General features: G+C 45.4%; 15 protein-coding genes and 1 pseudogene. 3 read left to right on the top strand and 13 right to left on the bottom strand.

Annotation, left to right across the window (positions count from 1 at the left end):
- Positions 1–13: 13 nt before the first annotated feature.
- The 13 genes and pseudogenes from rsmG to dnaA form a co-directional block, all read right to left on the bottom strand.
- The gene (rsmG, locus tag ICN36_RS01965) at positions 14–685 is read right to left on the bottom strand and encodes a 16S rRNA (guanine(527)-N(7))-methyltransferase RsmG (RefSeq protein ID WP_216226763.1); all 672 of its coding nucleotides are present in this window, start codon (positions 683–685) and stop codon (positions 14–16) included.
- The gene (mnmG, locus tag ICN36_RS01960) at positions 678–2600 is read right to left on the bottom strand and encodes a tRNA uridine-5-carboxymethylaminomethyl(34) synthesis enzyme MnmG (RefSeq protein WP_216226762.1); all 1923 of its coding nucleotides are present in this window, start codon (positions 2598–2600) and stop codon (positions 678–680) included. Before mnmG ends, rsmG begins: the two co-directional genes overlap by 8 nt.
- Positions 2601–2706: 106 nt before the next feature.
- Positions 2707–3456, bottom strand: a complete 750-nt coding sequence (locus ICN36_RS01955; protein WP_216862020.1) for a TSUP family transporter — start codon at positions 3454–3456, stop codon at positions 2707–2709.
- Between the two features lie 107 nt (positions 3457–3563).
- Positions 3564–4493, bottom strand: coding sequence for a branched-chain amino acid ABC transporter permease (locus ICN36_RS01950; RefSeq protein ID WP_216226761.1), 930 nt, complete (start codon positions 4491–4493; stop codon positions 3564–3566).
- A gap of 2 nt (positions 4494–4495) precedes the next feature.
- Positions 4496–5416: a branched-chain amino acid ABC transporter permease gene (locus ICN36_RS01945; RefSeq protein ID WP_216226760.1), complete on the bottom strand. Its 921-nt coding sequence runs from the start codon at positions 5414–5416 to the stop codon at positions 4496–4498.
- An 18-nt stretch (positions 5417–5434) separates the two neighbouring features.
- Complete coding sequence (locus ICN36_RS01940) at positions 5435–6658, bottom strand: ABC transporter substrate-binding protein (RefSeq protein WP_216226759.1); 1224 nt, start codon at positions 6656–6658, stop codon at positions 5435–5437.
- A gap of 22 nt (positions 6659–6680) precedes the next feature.
- Positions 6681–7385, bottom strand: a complete 705-nt coding sequence (locus tag ICN36_RS01935) for an ABC transporter ATP-binding protein (RefSeq protein WP_216226758.1) — start codon at positions 7383–7385, stop codon at positions 6681–6683.
- Complete coding sequence (locus ICN36_RS01930; RefSeq protein WP_216226757.1) at positions 7382–8149, bottom strand: ABC transporter ATP-binding protein; 768 nt, start codon at positions 8147–8149, stop codon at positions 7382–7384. Before ICN36_RS01930 ends, ICN36_RS01935 begins: the two co-directional genes overlap by 4 nt.
- Before the next feature lie 107 nt (positions 8150–8256).
- Positions 8257–8473: pseudogene (locus ICN36_RS01925) on the bottom strand (DUF3717 domain-containing protein).
- 11 nt (positions 8474–8484) lie between these two features.
- On the bottom strand, positions 8485–8979 hold the full coding sequence (locus ICN36_RS01920) for an SET domain-containing protein (RefSeq protein WP_216226756.1): 495 nt from the start codon (positions 8977–8979) through the stop codon (positions 8485–8487).
- Positions 8980–8982: 3 nt separating this feature from the next.
- A complete protein-coding gene (gyrB, locus tag ICN36_RS01915; RefSeq protein WP_216226755.1) occupies positions 8983–11481 on the bottom strand; it encodes a DNA topoisomerase (ATP-hydrolyzing) subunit B in 2499 nt (832 codons plus the stop codon).
- Positions 11482–11492: 11 nt separating this feature from the next.
- Positions 11493–12608 (bottom strand): DNA polymerase III subunit beta, encoded by a 1116-nt coding sequence (gene dnaN, locus ICN36_RS01910; RefSeq protein ID WP_216226754.1) that lies wholly within the window; start codon positions 12606–12608, stop codon positions 11493–11495.
- 263 nt (positions 12609–12871) lie between these two features.
- Positions 12872–14299 carry a chromosomal replication initiator protein DnaA gene (gene dnaA, locus ICN36_RS01905; protein WP_255531194.1) on the bottom strand — a complete coding sequence of 476 codons (1428 nt, stop codon included), beginning with the start codon at positions 14297–14299 and terminating at the stop codon, positions 12872–12874.
- Positions 14300–14521: 222 nt separating this feature from the next.
- Between dnaA and rpmH the strand changes: the two genes are divergently transcribed.
- From rpmH to yidD, 3 genes are read left to right on the top strand one after another with little or no spacing between them, the layout of a single operon-like run.
- Positions 14522–14656, top strand: a complete 135-nt coding sequence (gene rpmH, locus ICN36_RS01900; RefSeq protein WP_011903922.1) for a 50S ribosomal protein L34 — start codon at positions 14522–14524, stop codon at positions 14654–14656.
- 8 nt (positions 14657–14664) lie between these two features.
- On the top strand, positions 14665–14982 hold the full coding sequence (gene rnpA / locus ICN36_RS01895; protein ID WP_255531193.1) for a ribonuclease P protein component: 318 nt from the start codon (positions 14665–14667) through the stop codon (positions 14980–14982).
- 1 nt (position 14983) lies between these two features.
- Positions 14984–15226: a membrane protein insertion efficiency factor YidD gene (gene yidD / locus ICN36_RS01890; protein WP_216226753.1), complete on the top strand. Its 243-nt coding sequence runs from the start codon at positions 14984–14986 to the stop codon at positions 15224–15226.
- Positions 15227–15231: the final 5 nt, after the last annotated feature.

The following is a 15231-nucleotide window of genomic DNA, read 5'->3' as shown; positions in this document are numbered from 1 at the left end:
CTACTTTTTGCTTTTACTTAAATGGTGGGGCGGATCTTCTCACGGGGGACAGCACTAAAAGGCGCCGCTCCACCGCTAAGTTAGGTATATGAAGGGGTTCATCGGCCACTAAGCGCCAATCATCCATACAAACATCCTTCATTTCATCATCAGCACGCTTGGCCTTCATTGCGAATACCAGGCCTTCTGGTTTTAAGAAGGGCAATGACAACTCCAAAAAGCGTGCAAGATTAGTAAATGCGCGAGAAATCACCGCATCAAATTGTGCTGGTTGTTGCACTGCAGCATCTTCTACTCGTTCGCAAAGCACTTGAATATTTTTAAGTCTTAACTTGCCGCGCACATGCTGCAGGAATGCGGTCTTCTTGCGTATGGCCTCAATCAATGAAAGCTGCCACCCTGGCTGAAGAATGGCGATCGGAATTGCCGGTAGTCCGCCTCCAGAACCGAGATCTGCTATCTTGGGTGAGGGGGCCTTCAGAAATTGCCTTAACACCGGCAAAACTGCAATGGAGTCAATAAGGTGCAGCCTAATAGAGTCCTTTTCACCCTCAATTGCCGTGAGATTATGGACCTGATTCCAGCGCCCCATTTCCTGCAAAAATAACTCTAAATCAGCAATATTGGTCGAGCTTAATTCGAGGCCAAGCTCCTCAATTCCCAAGGCGAGCAGCCCTTCACTCATGGGTTTCTTGGGTGCGGCCCAAGCCTTTTTTAAGGTGCACCAATAAAAGGGAGAGGGCGGCAGGTGTGACGCCGGAAATACGGCCAGCCTGACCCAATGTTTCAGGTTTATGCAAATTAAGTTTTTGTTGAACTTCCTTAGATAGGCCAACAACCAGGGAATAATCGAGTGATTCGGGCAGGGGGAAGGACTCATTGTGTTCTTGACGAGCAATTTCTGTAGCTTGGCGATCGATGTAACCCTGATATTTAACGGAAATTTCTACCTGATCGCTAATTTGGGCAGCCAAACCTAAATCATCATCGAGGATTTCTGGGGCCCACATTCCATCACCTAAGGCAGTAATTGCCTCATAGGTAACACCTGGACGCCTCAATAGCTCGGTTAAATTACATTCATGGGACAAATCCTGGCCCAACAATTGAGAAACTAAAGGTGCCGCCTCATGTTTTGGCCCAATCCATATATCTTGCAAACGAGATGTTTCACGTGAAACAGCCTCCTGTTTTCTGCAAAACACCTCCCAGCGGTAGTCATCAACCAAACCAAGCTCTCGCCCAATAGTGGTTAAGCGCATATCTGCATTATCTTCACGCAAACTCAAGCGATACTCAGCGCGACTGGTAAACATGCGATACGGCTCTTGAACGCCTCGGGTTATCAGGTCGTCGACCAGAACCCCAATATAGGACTCGCTGCGCTTTGGCAACCAAGGCTCTTTTCCTTTGGCTGCCAATCCAGCATTAATGCCGGCCAACATACCCTGTGCAGCAGCCTCTTCATAGCCTGTTGTGCCATTAATCTGGCCGGCAAAGTAAAGTCCACCAATAGCGCGAGTCTCCAGGCTGTGTCGGAGTTGACGTGGATCAAAGAAGTCATATTCAATTGCATAGCCAGGGCGGACAATTACCGCCGACTCCATGCCACGAATACTGCGAACCAAATCCCACTGAACATCAAAAGGCAGGCTGGTAGAAATTCCGTTAGGGTAAAACTCATTAGTAGTTAAACCTTCTGGCTCCAAAAAGATCTGATGACTGTTTCTGGAGGCAAACCGATGGATCTTGTCCTCGATTGAGGGGCAGTAGCGAGGGCCAACTCCCTCAATGACGCCCGTATACATTGGAGAACGATCTAAACCGCCCCGAATGATGTCGTGAGTCTTTTCATTTGTATGAGAAATCCAGCAGGGAACCTGTTTGGGGTGCTGCTCTGGGCGACCTAAACAAGAAAATACGGGCACAGGATCCAAATCCCCTGGCTGCTCCAGCATGACTGAAAAGTCGATAGTTCGACCATCAATACGGGGTGGGGTGCCGGTCTTTAGTCTTCCCTGAGGAAGTTTCAACTCTTTTAATCTAGATGACAAAGAGACGGCTGCGGGGTCGCCCGCACGTCCGCCAGCATAATTATTTAAGCCAACGTGGATTTTTCCATCCAAGAAGGTGCCGGCCGTGAGCACTACCTTTTTAGCCATAAACTCCAGGCCCATTTGCGTCACCACACCCTGGACCTCATCACCCTTGACCAACAAATCGTCAACAGCAGCCTGAAAAAGGGTCAAATTAGGTTGATTTTCAAGGCGGCGACGAATAGCCGCTTTATATAAAATGCGGTCGCCTTGGGCGCGCGTAGCCCTAACAGCCGGGCCCTTGCTGGAATTGAGGATTCTGAACTGAATACCAGCCTCATCCGTAGCGGCCGCCATTGCGCCACCCATGGCGTCAATTTCTTTAACTAAATGTCCTTTGCCAATCCCGCCAATAGAGGGATTGCAGCTCATAGCGCCGAGGCTTTCAATGCTGTGAGTAATTAATAGGGTTTCGCAACCCATGCGGGCAGATGCAAGGGCGGCCTCAGTCCCAGCGTGGCCGCCGCCAACTACGATGACATCGAAACTTTTGGAATAACGCATGATTTGCCTCAGATAGGGCGATGATCATAGCATTTTGTTTGTTTCACGTGAAACAAAAACTATCAAAGTAACCAGATAATAAGAGTACTATTTCTAAGTGATTGATTTAATTGGAGAAATAAGCATTCCAAGCTGACTTCAATATCAGTGCGCTCACAATAAGTAAAAAAGCTTTTCTTACAAAACCGCTACCATGCTTAATTGCCAGGCGACTACCGAATTGACTCCCCGCAATATTGGCAATCATCATCACAAATCCCAAGGCCCAATTAATTTGTCCAAGACTAGCTAACATCAAAATAGCCGCCAAGTTGGTGGCCGCGTTTACTAGTTTTGTTGCTGCAGATGCATGCAAGAAGTCAAAGCCAAAGAAGCGCACAAAACCAAACAGTAAAAAGCTCCCGGTTCCAGGGCCAAAGAACCCATCATAAAAACCAATAATGAGGCCAAGGAGTAAAGCTTTAAATTGCTGATATGTTGTCACGCCCTTTGGGGCGTGAGCCTCACCAAGTGAGGGCTGAAACCAGGTGTAGATTAATAAAAAAACTAAAACAAAGGGAAGGGCCTTCCGCAAAGGCTCTGCAGGAATGTGGCTTACAGCGTTTGCACCCATAAGCGAGCCCACAAAAGCTGCAACAATTGCTACACCTACAACTGCCCAAGGCAAAGAAACATGGCGCAGAAATTTGCGCGCAGCATTAACCGTCCCCCCAACCGAAGCAAGCTTATTGGTTGCAAGCAATGTTGCTGGGGGTGCGTCTGGATAGGCTGCAAACAAAGCAGGGACCTGAATTAAGCCGCCCCCTCCGGCAACAGCATCAACAAGCCCTGCAAAAAAAGCGGTAGCCAAAAGCAGCGGCCAAATATAAATTGAAAATTCGATGAGAGTCTCTTTTAATTAAATGAGTATGGCGCTTTATGGCGCCATACTAAAAATCAAATAATAAAAGGAAAAACAAAAACTTAGTTTTTGTTTTTATAGTGCGCAGCAATTTCTCCAACTACACCGCGACGGAATGCTAAAACGCAAATTACAAAAATAAATCCCGTAGCAATCGTGCTCCAAGAACCGATGTTTGCTAAATAGTTCTGCAGACCGACAACAATCCCGGCGCCAACCACAGGGCCGAGAATAGTTCCCATGCCACCAAGCAAGGTCATCAATACAACCTCGCCTGACATGTGCCAATGAACATCAGTCAATGTGGCCAACTGGAACACCAGGGACTTCATTGACCCAGCCAACCCGGAAAGAGCGGCGGAGATTACAAAGGACATTAATTTAAAGCGATCAACATCGTAACCAAGAGAAATTGCACGAGGCTCGTTTTCACGGATTGCCTTCAGCACCTGACCAAATGGAGAGTGTACTGCGCGCATGATCACAGCAAAACCAAATAAGAAAACAGCCAGAACAAAGTAATACATCGCCACATCATTTTTCAAGTCGATCAGGCCAAACAACATGCCGCGAGGAACACCCTGAATTCCATCTTCACCGCCAGTGAAGGGAAGTTGAACCGCCAGGAAGTAAACCATTTGCGACAGGGCTAAGGTCACCATTGCAAAATAAATACCTTGCCTACGAATGGCGAGTGCGCCGATCAAGAACCCAAGAGCTCCAGACCCAAGCATGCCGAGCACAATGCCAAGCTCAGGGGATAAGCCAGCCTCTTTACAAAAATAGGCCGTAATGTAAGCCGCGGTTCCAAAGAAGGCGGCATGACCAAAAGACAGCAGCCCGGTAAAACCAAGCAACAAGTTAAATGCGCAGGCAAAAAGAGCAAAGCACAAAACCTTCATTGCAAACACAAGATAAATAAAATCCTGGAATGGCAATAACAGCGCAATCAGAATCAAGATGCCGTATAGCAGTTTTGTTTTTGGATTCATATTTATTTCTCCCGCCCAAACAGACCAGCAGGACGAATCAACAAAACAATTGCCATGATCACAAAAATCACAACGCCAGACGCCTCTGGATAAAAGACTTTGGTGAGGCCCTCAACAAGACCCAACCCTAAGCCAGTCAATATGGCGCCCATGATGGAGCCCATGCCACCAATCACCACCACGGCAAAAACAACAATGATGAGGTTAGAACCCATTAAAGGATTTACCTGGAAAATTGGGGCTGCCAAAACACCAGCAAAACCAGCCAAACCAACGCCGTATGCGTAGGCCAAAGAAATCATCAACGGAACATTGATGCCAAATGCTTGCAGCAGTTTAGGATTTTCAGTTCCAGCGCGTAAATAGGCGCCCAACTTGGTACGCTCAATGACATACCAAGTTGAAAAGCATACCGTCATGGAAATCACTACAACCCATACACGATACTTAGGCAGGATGATGCCCAGCGATTCTAAGGGGATTGCTCCCTGTAACAACTCCGGGGCTGGATAACTCTCACCAGAGATGCCGTACCAATGACGGAACATACCCTCAATTATGAGAGCCAAACCAAAAGTCAACAACAAACCATACAAGTGATCAAGGTGATACAAGCGGCGCAACATCGTGCGCTCAAGAATTAAACCAAATCCCGCCAACACCAGCGGCACAACAATCAGTGCAAACCAATAATTGATAGATAAGTCCGGAAAGCCAAGCCATTGGCTAATTTGAGTTAAACCAATCCAGGCAATAAAAGCACCCATGGTGTACTGAGCCCCATGCGCAAAATTAATGATGTTGAGAAGGCCAAAAATAATGGCCAATCCCAAACTCAAAATGGCATAAAACGAGCCATTAATCAGCCCCACCAAGAGCTGGGCTACCAGCCCTTGAGGGGTAATTCCGAGAAGTTCAAACATTCTTGATTTCTAAGTTTCTTACTTATTAACTAACTTGCACTTCGATTGTGAAAGAGGCAAAGTGGCTTCCGCAGCAGGAATTACAGCGCGAACATTGTAGTAATCCCAAGGACTCTTGGAGTCAGCTGGTTTCTTAACTTCAAGCAAGTACATGTCATGCTCAAATTTGCCGTCAGCACGAATTTTGCCCTTGAAGAGACCGTCATCAATGTTGGTAGATTTAAGAGCCTTCATCACAGCCTGCGTGTCATCGGTACCAGCCTTTTGCACCGCATTTAAATAAGCCAAAACCGAGGAATAAACGCCTGCCTGCACCATGGTTGGCATGCGCTTGTGTTGCAAGATAAAGCGCTTAGCAAATGCGCGAGTTTTATCATCTTTGTCCCAGTAGAAGCCTTCTGTGAGGTACATGCCTTGTGCAGCAGGGAGGCCCAAAGAGTGCACATCTGAAATAAACATCAACAATGGCACAACGGTTTGCTTTTTATTGATGCCAAACTCGGAAGCCTGCTTTACGGTATTAATGGTGTCTTGACCGGCATTAGCCAACGCAACCACATCTGCGCCACTAGCTTGTGCCTTCAGCAAGTAGGAAGAAAAATCGCTGTTAGGGAACGGGTGCTTGCTGGTACCCAAAACTTTACCGCCATTAGCAGTCACAACAGCTGTAGCATCTTTCTCAAGAGCCGCACCGAAAGCGTAGTCAGCGGTAATAAAGTACCAATTCTTTTTACCCTGCTTCACAACTGCCTTGCCTGTGCCATTTGATAATGCATAGGTGTCATAAGCCCAATGCACATTGTTTGGTGTGCATTTTTCGTTGGTAATAGTTAAAGACCCTGCGCCTGAAACGAGCGTAATTTTATTTTTTTGCTCTGCCACTTCCATCACAGCTAAAGCCACGTTGGTTGAAACCAATTCAACAATAACGTCTACACCGTCTTTGTCGTACCATTCGCGCGCTTTATTTGCCGCGATATCAGCCTTGTTTTGGTGATCGGCGCTAACAAGCTCAATCTTCTTGCCAATAACAGTGCCATCTTTAGAAAAATCAGCAATTGCCATCTTCGCTGCAATCACTGCACCAGGGCCAGCCAAGTCAGAATAGGTAGAAGAAAGATCTGTTAACACGCCAATCTTCACTACGTCGCCACTGACCTTTGGTGCGCTTTGCGCAAACACTGGGTTTGAACCAAACATGGTCGCCGCAACCAGACACGCGGTTATTTGCTTTAACTTCATTACCGTCTCCTATAGAAATGCACTAAACACCAAGATACTCATTTAATAGAGTTGCTTTTTCGGCAAGCTCATTCTGATTTACAACCTCAACCACGTTTCCGTGCTCAACCACATAATGGCGATCTGCCAAAGGTGCAGCAAAGCGGAAGTTTTGTTCAACCAACACAATAGTGAAGCCCTTATTGCGCAAGCTAGTTACCACTTCGCCAAGCTTTTGCACAATTACAGGTGCCAACCCCTCGGTAATCTCATCCAATAGCAACAGCTTTGCACCGGTTCTTAAGATGCGCGCCATTGCCAACATTTGCTGCTCGCCACCTGATAGGCGGGTGCCAGGACTGTTTCTTCTCTCATAAAGGTTTGGAAACATTTCATAAATCTCATCCAAACCCATGCCGCCAGGAGCAATCTCCGGCAAAAGCAATAAATTTTCTTCAGCACTTAAGCTTGCAAAAATTCCGCGCTCTTCTGGACAAAAACCAACCCCGAGGCGCGCAATTTTGTAGGTCGGCATGGCGATGGTTTGTGTTCCATAAACCTCAACCGAACCAGCTCTTTTGCTGGTTAGTCCTAGAATTGTTTTCAGGATGGTGCTTCGGCCAGCCCCATTTCTACCAAGCAAAGTAACCACTTCGCCATCGCGTACGGCAAAATTAACGCCGTGCAAAATGTGGGACTCGCCGTACCAAGACTCTAAGTTTTTAACCTCTAGCGCCATGGTGCTCATAGGATGTCTCCCCCATGACTTCCCATATAAGCCTCAACAACCAATGGATTGTTGGAGACCTCGTGATAAGAGCCCTCAGCCAGGACTGAGCCTCGCTGCAAAACTGTAATACGATCAGCAATCGAAGAAACCACCTTCATGTTGTGCTCAACCATCAAAATAGTGCGGCCTTTAGCCACTCGATCAATTAACTCAGTTACGCGCTCCACATCCTCATGCCCCATACCTTGTGTGGGCTCATCCAAAAGCATCAGCTCGGGCTCCATAGCCAAGGTCGTTGCAATTTCAAGGGCCCTTTTTCGGCCATAAGCCAAATTTAAGGTCTCTTCATGAGCAAAGTCTTCTAATCCAACCTCATGAAGAAGCTCTAGGGCGCGCTCATTCAAGACATTTAAGGAGTCTCCGGACTTCCAAAAATGAAATTCCGTACCCAATCCACGTTGGAGTGCAACACGAACATTTTCGATCACAGTTAAGTGTGGAAAAACCGCTGAAATCTGAAAAGAGCGAATAATGCCCCGGCGTGCGATTTGTGCAGGGGCCTCATTGGTGATATCAAAACCGTTAAATAAGATTTGGCCACTACTTGGCTCCAAAAACTTAGTTAGTAAATTAAAGCAGGTAGTCTTACCGGCGCCATTGGGTCCGATTAACGCGTGGATGGTTCCCCGCGCAACATCCAGATTTACGTCAGTAACCGCAGAAAATCCCTTAAAAGATTTCCCCAGTCCTATTGTTTTTAATATTGTTTCTTGCAATCTCATGCCCTCTACCCCCTACCTGGGAGCAAGAATATGAGAATACCCCAAGATAGCCTAGCTTTATATAGCAATAACCCTAAACGACAAAGGTGTGCGCGAATAAAAATTAGTTAGGGGATTTTTTGGAACTTTTGAATTGCCGAGCGCGCCAACTCGTCCAGAACATCTACTGGAACCCTCTGGGCCCCCTGGACGATCATCAGCGCATATGGCTTAGCTAGCGCGGAGGCTTCTGGGCAAAGGGCGCAACTCGTCACCCTCTGATGGGGACTGGCTTCGCCAGTAGTTGATGGCGGCCTCTAACTCTTGAATTGTTACAAACAACATGAAAATTGTTTTTACTTATCTTTGGTTGCAAGCATGGTGCTACGACATTTTTTTGCACCACAACGACATTCGTAATCTTTTTTCATTTGCTTCGTAACTTTCCCCTCAATGTCGAGCGAGTAGTCATAGAACAATTCTTCTCCGACCTTGAGAGCACGCTTTGCGTAGACAAAGACTCTTGGCTCTTCATCAAAGCTGTCTTCGCGAGTTTCGCAACTTGGCTTACAAGAATGGTTAATCCAGCGCGCGGCATTGCCACCGTATTTGGCATCGATTACGCGACCATCTTCCAGTGAAAAATAGAAGGTGTGATTAGGGTCTTTAGGATCGTGTGGATGGCGCTTCTCAGCTAGCTTCCAACTAATGCGCTCGCCTTTGTATTCAATAATTGCTTGGCCTTTTTTGATGGGCTTGGCAACAAAAACACCCTTCCCATGAATGGGCGATGTCTTTACAACAATAGAGGATCGGTCAACCTTGGGGGGTTTCAATTTTTTGGAGGCCATAAATTAAACGTCTAGGTTACGTGCAATGAGTGCATTTTTTTCAATAAACGCACGACGAGGCTCAACCTCATCTCCCATTAGGGTTGTAAAGACCTGGTCTGCAGCAATAGCATCTTCGATCTTTACCTGCAACAGCGTTCTGGAACTTGCGTCCATGGTGGTTTCCCACAGTTGTGATGGGTTCATCTCGCCAAGACCTTTGTAGCGCTGACGACTTAATACACGCTCTGCCTCGGACAACAACCACGCAAAGGCAGCCCTAAAGTCCCCAATGGTTTGCTCTTTTTGGTTTTTATCTGGGTCTCCACGGCGCACTTTAGAGCCTGCAACCACTTTGCCGGATAAAACAGCTGCGGCATTTGCAAGACTTTGATAGTCATCGCCATGAACAAAATCTGAGTTGATAGAAGAAAGCTTTAGATTTCCATGAATTCGGCGGGACAGCAACAAACGGAAGCGCTCGGTGCGATCTTCTTTTTGCACAATGATTTCTGGCGGCAAAGCCAAAGGGTTTAAAGAGTCTGCAAGCGCCTGTCTTAGTCGGTCAGCAGATTCGTTTGCTGATTTTTCTGTATCTAGGTTCAGTGGTGTGCCAGAGGCAATTGCCCGCAGAGCATCTTCGTCAATAGTGCGCGACAAGCGATCAACAATTGATTGAATTACTTGATAGTGCTTAGCCAACTCATTAAGGGCTTCACCTTCAACAACCTCGCCGGATGGCGTTTGAAGGGATGCTGCTTCTAGTGCAATCTTTAACAACAACTGATTTAACTCGTTGTCGTCTTTGATGTACTGTTCGTTTTTACCAAACTTCACTTTGTAAAGTGGTGGTTGAGCGATATAGATGTGGCCACGCTCAATCAGCTCTGGCATCTGTCTATAGAAGAATGTTAACAACAATGTACGAATGTGACTGCCATCTACGTCCGCGTCGGTCATGATAATGATGCGGTGATAGCGAAGTTTGTCCGCCTTATATTCTTCGATGCCGATACCCGTTCCAAGGACGGTGATTAAGGTAACCACCTCTTGGCTTGCCAGCATTTTGTCAAAACGCGCTTTTTCTACGTTCAGAATTTTTCCCTTTAAAGGGAGAATGGCTTGAAAGCGACGATCACGTCCCTGTTTGGCAGAGCCGCCCGCGGAATCGCCCTCAACAATAAAGAGTTCAGATTTGGTTGGGTCTTTTTCTTGGCAGTCGGCTAGTTTGCCAGGCAATCCAAGGCCATCCAGCACGCCTTTGCGTCTTGTCATGTCGCGGGCTTTGCGCGCTGCTTCACGAGCACGTGCTGCATCAACAATCTTGCCGCACAAAATTTTGGCATCGGCTGGACGCTCTTGTAAGTAAGCACTCAAAGCTTCTGCAACAATTTCTTCTACTGGGCCACGAACTTCACTGGAAACTAATTTATCTTTGGTTTGACTTGAGAATTTTGGTTCGGGGACCTTAACAGATAAAACACAGGCTAAACCCTCGCGCATATCATCACCAGAGATTTCTACCTTTGCCTTTTTAGCAACTTCATTCTCATCAATGTATTTATTAATGACACGTGTCATTGCTGCGCGCAAACCAGTTAAGTGTGTGCCACCATCACGCTGAGGAATGTTGTTTGTGAAACAAAGAACTTGTTCGCTAAAGCTATCGTTCCACTGCATAGACACTTCTGCAGTAATTTGCCCACCAAGATCAGACGGGCGAACGCCTTCAGCATAAAAAATATTCGGGTGTAGTACGTTTTTAGTTTGGTTGATGTACTCAACAAACCCTTTAACACCACCAGAGAAGGCAAAATCTTCTTCTTGACCGGTGCGCTGATCAATAAGTTTGATATGAACGCCATTATTTAAAAATGAAAGTTCACGAATACGTTTTACTAAGATTTCATAATGGAACTCTACGTTTCCAAAAATTGTCTCATCAGCTAAGAAGTGAACCTCTGTTCCCGAGAGCTCTGTATCACCAGTAACGCTAATTGGTGAAACCAACACACCGTCTTCATCCACTATGTTCCGATTTTGAATAACGCCGCGCGCAAATTCCATGTAATGGGCCTTGCCATCACGTCGAATAGTTAGCTTTAACCATTTGGATAGCGCATTTACGCAGCTAACACCAACACCATGAAGACCACCAGAAACTTTATAGCTATTTTGGTCAAACTTACCACCAGCATGCAACTCGGTCATTACGATTTCAGCGGCACTACGTTTTGGCTCATGCTTATCGTCGTATTTAATGCCTGTAGGAACACCACGGCCGTTATCAACAATAGAAATGGAGTTATCGGTTTGAATAACCACCGTAATCTCAGAACAATATCCAGCTAACGCTTCATCAATCGAGTTATCCAAAACCTCAAAAACAAGATGATGTAAACCAGTTCCATCAGAGGTATCTCCGATGTACATGCCTGGGCGTTTACGAACAGCCTCGAGACCCTCTAGGATTTGAATCGATGAAGCGCCGTACTGCTCTACTACTTTTTTTTCTTCAGTCATTTTTTTCTAAGTTAAATACGCATTGGCATCACAACATACTTAAAGCTCTCTGAGCCAGGCAGAGTAATTACAGCACTGCTATTTGCATCACCCAAACTAATTTGAATTTTTTCATTCTTAAGATTTGATAAAACATCTAATAAATAACTAACGTTAAATCCAATCTCTACAGAGTCACCCGCATATTCAGTTTCAATCTCTTCCTGTGCCTCTTCTTGCTCAGCATTGGTTGATTGAATTGTGATGCGATTAGGAGATAAAGAAAAACGTACGCCCTTAAATTTGTCTGTCGTCAAAATGGCAGCACGTTGAAGTGCAGATTGCAGCGCGTCGCGCCCAACCACTAGCGAATTTTTTTGCCCTTTAGGAATTACCCGTTGGAAGTCTGGAAATTTACCTTCTACTAATTTTGAGATTAATTCGATATCACCAAATGTAAATTTCACTTGATTTGCAGTCAAACTAATCTCTAAAGGCTCCTCAGAGTCTTCGAGTAAATGTTGACACTCCAGAATCGTTTTGCGAGGAATAATAATTTCTTGTTTTTGGCCAGCGCCAGACGGCGCTTCAGCCAACTCAACTTGTGAGTAAGCAAGGCGATGACCATCAGTTGCTACAGCAACTACCTCTTTACCTTCAATCACCAACAGCATGCCGTTTAAGTAATAACGGATATCTTGCTGAGCCATTGAAAAATGTACTTGGCTAATTAATTGACGGAAACTTTTTTGTGACATCTTCCAGGCAGCAGTAACCTCGCCAACACTCTGCATCACGGGAAACTCAGTCGCCGACAATGTTTGCAAAGAGAAGCGGCTCTTACCGCTTTGAACAACCATCTTGTTATCTTTAAGATTTAAAGATACTGGACCCTCTGGTAAAGCACGCAAGATATCTAATAATTTTCTTGCAGCAACAGTAGTTGTGACATCTTCGGTACCTACACCAAAATTGGCATTGGTTGTTATTTGAATTTCAATATCAGTGGAGATGAATGAAACCTTCTCTCCAACTTTTTTAAATAGTAGGTTTGCCAAAATTGGCAGTGTATGTCTACGTTCAACAATTCCACTTACAACCTGAAGCGGTTTTAGTAGGCTATCGCGAGAAGTGTTAACGAGTTGCATTGCTTTTAAATCCTTGTATATATCTTAGTAGTAATAGTAATAAGGGTCTGAAATTCCGTGGATAAGTCAAAAACCCCTTATAAAACAACGCATTGAAGACTAAAAAACCTGTGGAAAACTTTTGTATAAGCGCTGCATAAAAAGGGGATAACTTTTCATCAACACCCTATTTTTGCATGAAGCCGAGTCTTTCCACAATTTATCCACATCTAATCCCCAAACTTATCCCTAGGGTTGTCCACAAGCTTATCCACAGGCAAAATTTACGCTTTTAAGGTTTGCTCGATCACGTGAATTTCATGATTCAGTTGTCCATCGTGAGCTCGCTCATCCGCAATCTTACGAACAGCATGTAAAACCGTTGTGTGGTCTCTTCCGCCAAACAACTCACCGATCTCAGGAAGGCTCTTTTGTGTGAGCTCCTTGGCCATAAACATGGCGATCTGGCGTGGCCTGGCAATGTTTGCTGGACGCTTTTTAGAGTACATATCTGCCACCTTGATGCTGTAAAAATCAGCAACCGCTTTTTGAATGTTATCTACCGAAATCTGCCGATTTTGTATAGATAGCAAATCTTTTAGGGCTGTCCTGGCAACATCAATCGTTACCTCACGACCATGAAAACGCACAAAAGCCAAAATCTTTCTCAAGGCCCCCTCTAGCTCGCGAACGTTTGAACGCAGGTGCTTGGCCACAAAGAATGCGACATCCTCGCTCATGGGGATCCCCTCACTAATAGCTTTTTTCATCAAAATAGCCACACGCATCTCCAGCTCAGGCGGCTCAATTGCAACAGTTAATCCGGAGTCAAAGCGTGAAATGAGACGATCATCAATTCCCGCCATCTCTTTAGGATAGGTATCGCTAGTGATGATGACCTGGGCTTTGTTGCTTAGTAGCGCCTCAAAGGCGTAGAAAAACTCTTCTTGAGTTCTAGATTTGCCGCTAAAGAACTGAATATCGTCAATTAATAACAAATCTAGTGAGTGGTAGTAGCGCTTAAAGCGGTCAAAAGCCTTTTGTTGATATGCCCTAACTACGTCAGAAACATATTGTTCGGCATGAATATAGCGAATTCGGGCGTTTGGCTTTTCTTTTAAGAGGTGATTGCCAATGGCGTGAATCAAATGTGTTTTGCCTAATCCAACACCCCCATACAAAAACATGGGGTTATAGGATGTGCCGGGGTTGTGCGCCACCTGAATCGATGCCGCCCTAGCTAATTGGTTGGCTTTACCAGTTACAAAGGTATCAAAAGTAAGGTTTGGGTTGAGTTTGGAGTGGTCTTCAATCTCAAAGGCGTTTTCTTCAACCGAGATGTTGGGCTCTACAGACTCGACCGAAACCATTTTTTGTAGAGGCTCAACCACATCTGCGGGAGGTGTTGGGCTCGTAGCCCCACCCTCAACAGCCAGAGTAAAACCGACATTAATGGGGCGTCCAAAGTACTGGGAGGCCAACTCTTGGAAACGATCAGCAAACGTTTTTTTGGTCCAATCTAACTTAAAGCGATTGGGGGCCCCTATTGTTAGTAAGTCATCACTTTCAATAAAAGACAATAGCGTAAGGGGCTGAATCCATGTTTTAAACTGTTGGGGTGACAGTTCGCGGGATAGAATGCCGATGGCATCATCCCAAAACCCCAGTGGGCTAATTGAATTCAAGGCGGGGGGATTGTGTAAGTTGCTCATATTTTTGGAGGATCCATTGTAGCGATGCTCCAAAGTTATCCACAAGCAACAAAAACGTGGAAAAGCTGTGGATAAGTTGTGAATAATGTAAAAAACTCTATTTAAATTAACGATTTAAGAGAAAATCAACAAAAAATAGAGAAAAACACCTACATATTCATCAAGATGGATTGACCTTTTGCTCTGCAACAAGGAAAATACTTGGTTTTCCAGGGATCGAACATGAAAAGAACTTACCAACCCTCAGTAACCCGTCGTAAACGCACACACGGTTTCCGTATTCGTATGAAAACCAAGAGTGGACGCGCAGTTTTAAATGCACGTCGCGCAAAAGGCCGCAAGCGTTTGGCTGTTTAATTTAGCCATTGAATAGCGCAAGGATTTCTGAATTACTAAAAGCACGCCCCAAGACAAGTTTGTATTGGGGTATGTATGTTGCCTCCACGCAAGAGGGCGTTAAGCCTGACCTGGGTGTTGCAGTAGCAAAGAAGTTAGCCAAAAGAGCGGTTGATCGAAATCGACTAAAGCGGATGATCCGTGAGTTGGTTTGGACGGCTCAAGCCAACACATTAAGTAAAGATGTTGTGGTTAAGCTTAAAAAACCAATTGGCCGTGAGACTCGAGGCAGACTCAGAAAAAAAGAAAAAGAAATTTTGCGCTCTCAAATTTCGGAGCTAATTTAAGGTGCGCGCCTTAAATAATGCGGCAATAAGGCTGGTAAAGATATATCAACTAGCCTTAAGCCCTTATTTGGGGATGCACTGCAAATACGTACCCAGTTGTTCGCAATATGCCTGTGACTGCTTTAGTCACTACGGATTCATTAAAAGCTTTAGGCTGATGGTGTGGCGCATTTTGCGCTGTAACCCATGGTCACACGGCGGTTATGATCCTGCTGTAAAAGATACAAAACACCAACTTAAGTGAATGTA

The sequence above is a fragment of the Polynucleobacter sp. UK-Gri1-W3 genome, from assembly GCF_018881595.1.
In the GTDB taxonomy this organism is placed as follows: Bacteria; Pseudomonadota; Gammaproteobacteria; order Burkholderiales; family Burkholderiaceae; genus Polynucleobacter.
Note: the sequence above shows the minus strand (reverse complement) of the source record. Positions and strands in the feature narration are given on the sequence as shown.

Coding starts and splice junctions, on each gene's coding strand:
- ICN36_RS01950 (WP_216226761.1), bottom strand. CDS start 4,493: ATGAATCCAAAAACAAAACTGCTATACGGCATCTTGATTCTGATTGCG.
- ICN36_RS01920 (WP_216226756.1), bottom strand. CDS start 8,979: ATGGCCTCCAAAAAATTGAAACCCCCCAAGGTTGACCGATCCTCTATT.
- dnaN (WP_216226754.1), bottom strand. CDS start 12,608: ATGCAACTCGTTAACACTTCTCGCGATAGCCTACTAAAACCGCTTCAG.
- ICN36_RS01940 (WP_216226759.1), bottom strand. CDS start 6,658: ATGAAGTTAAAGCAAATAACCGCGTGTCTGGTTGCGGCGACCATGTTT.
- gyrB (WP_216226755.1), bottom strand. CDS start 11,481: ATGACTGAAGAAAAAAAAGTAGTAGAGCAGTACGGCGCTTCATCGATT.
- ICN36_RS01935 (WP_216226758.1), bottom strand. CDS start 7,385: ATGAGCACCATGGCGCTAGAGGTTAAAAACTTAGAGTCTTGGTACGGC.
- ICN36_RS01930 (WP_216226757.1), bottom strand. CDS start 8,149: ATGAGATTGCAAGAAACAATATTAAAAACAATAGGACTGGGGAAATCT.
- rpmH (WP_011903922.1), top strand. CDS start 14,522: ATGAAAAGAACTTACCAACCCTCAGTAACCCGTCGTAAACGCACACAC.
- rsmG (WP_216226763.1), bottom strand. CDS start 685: ATGAGTGAAGGGCTGCTCGCCTTGGGAATTGAGGAGCTTGGCCTCGAA.
- ICN36_RS01945 (WP_216226760.1), bottom strand. CDS start 5,416: ATGTTTGAACTTCTCGGAATTACCCCTCAAGGGCTGGTAGCCCAGCTC.
- dnaA (WP_255531194.1), bottom strand. CDS start 14,299: ATGAGCAACTTACACAATCCCCCCGCCTTGAATTCAATTAGCCCACTG.
- mnmG (WP_216226762.1), bottom strand. CDS start 2,600: ATGCGTTATTCCAAAAGTTTCGATGTCATCGTAGTTGGCGGCGGCCAC.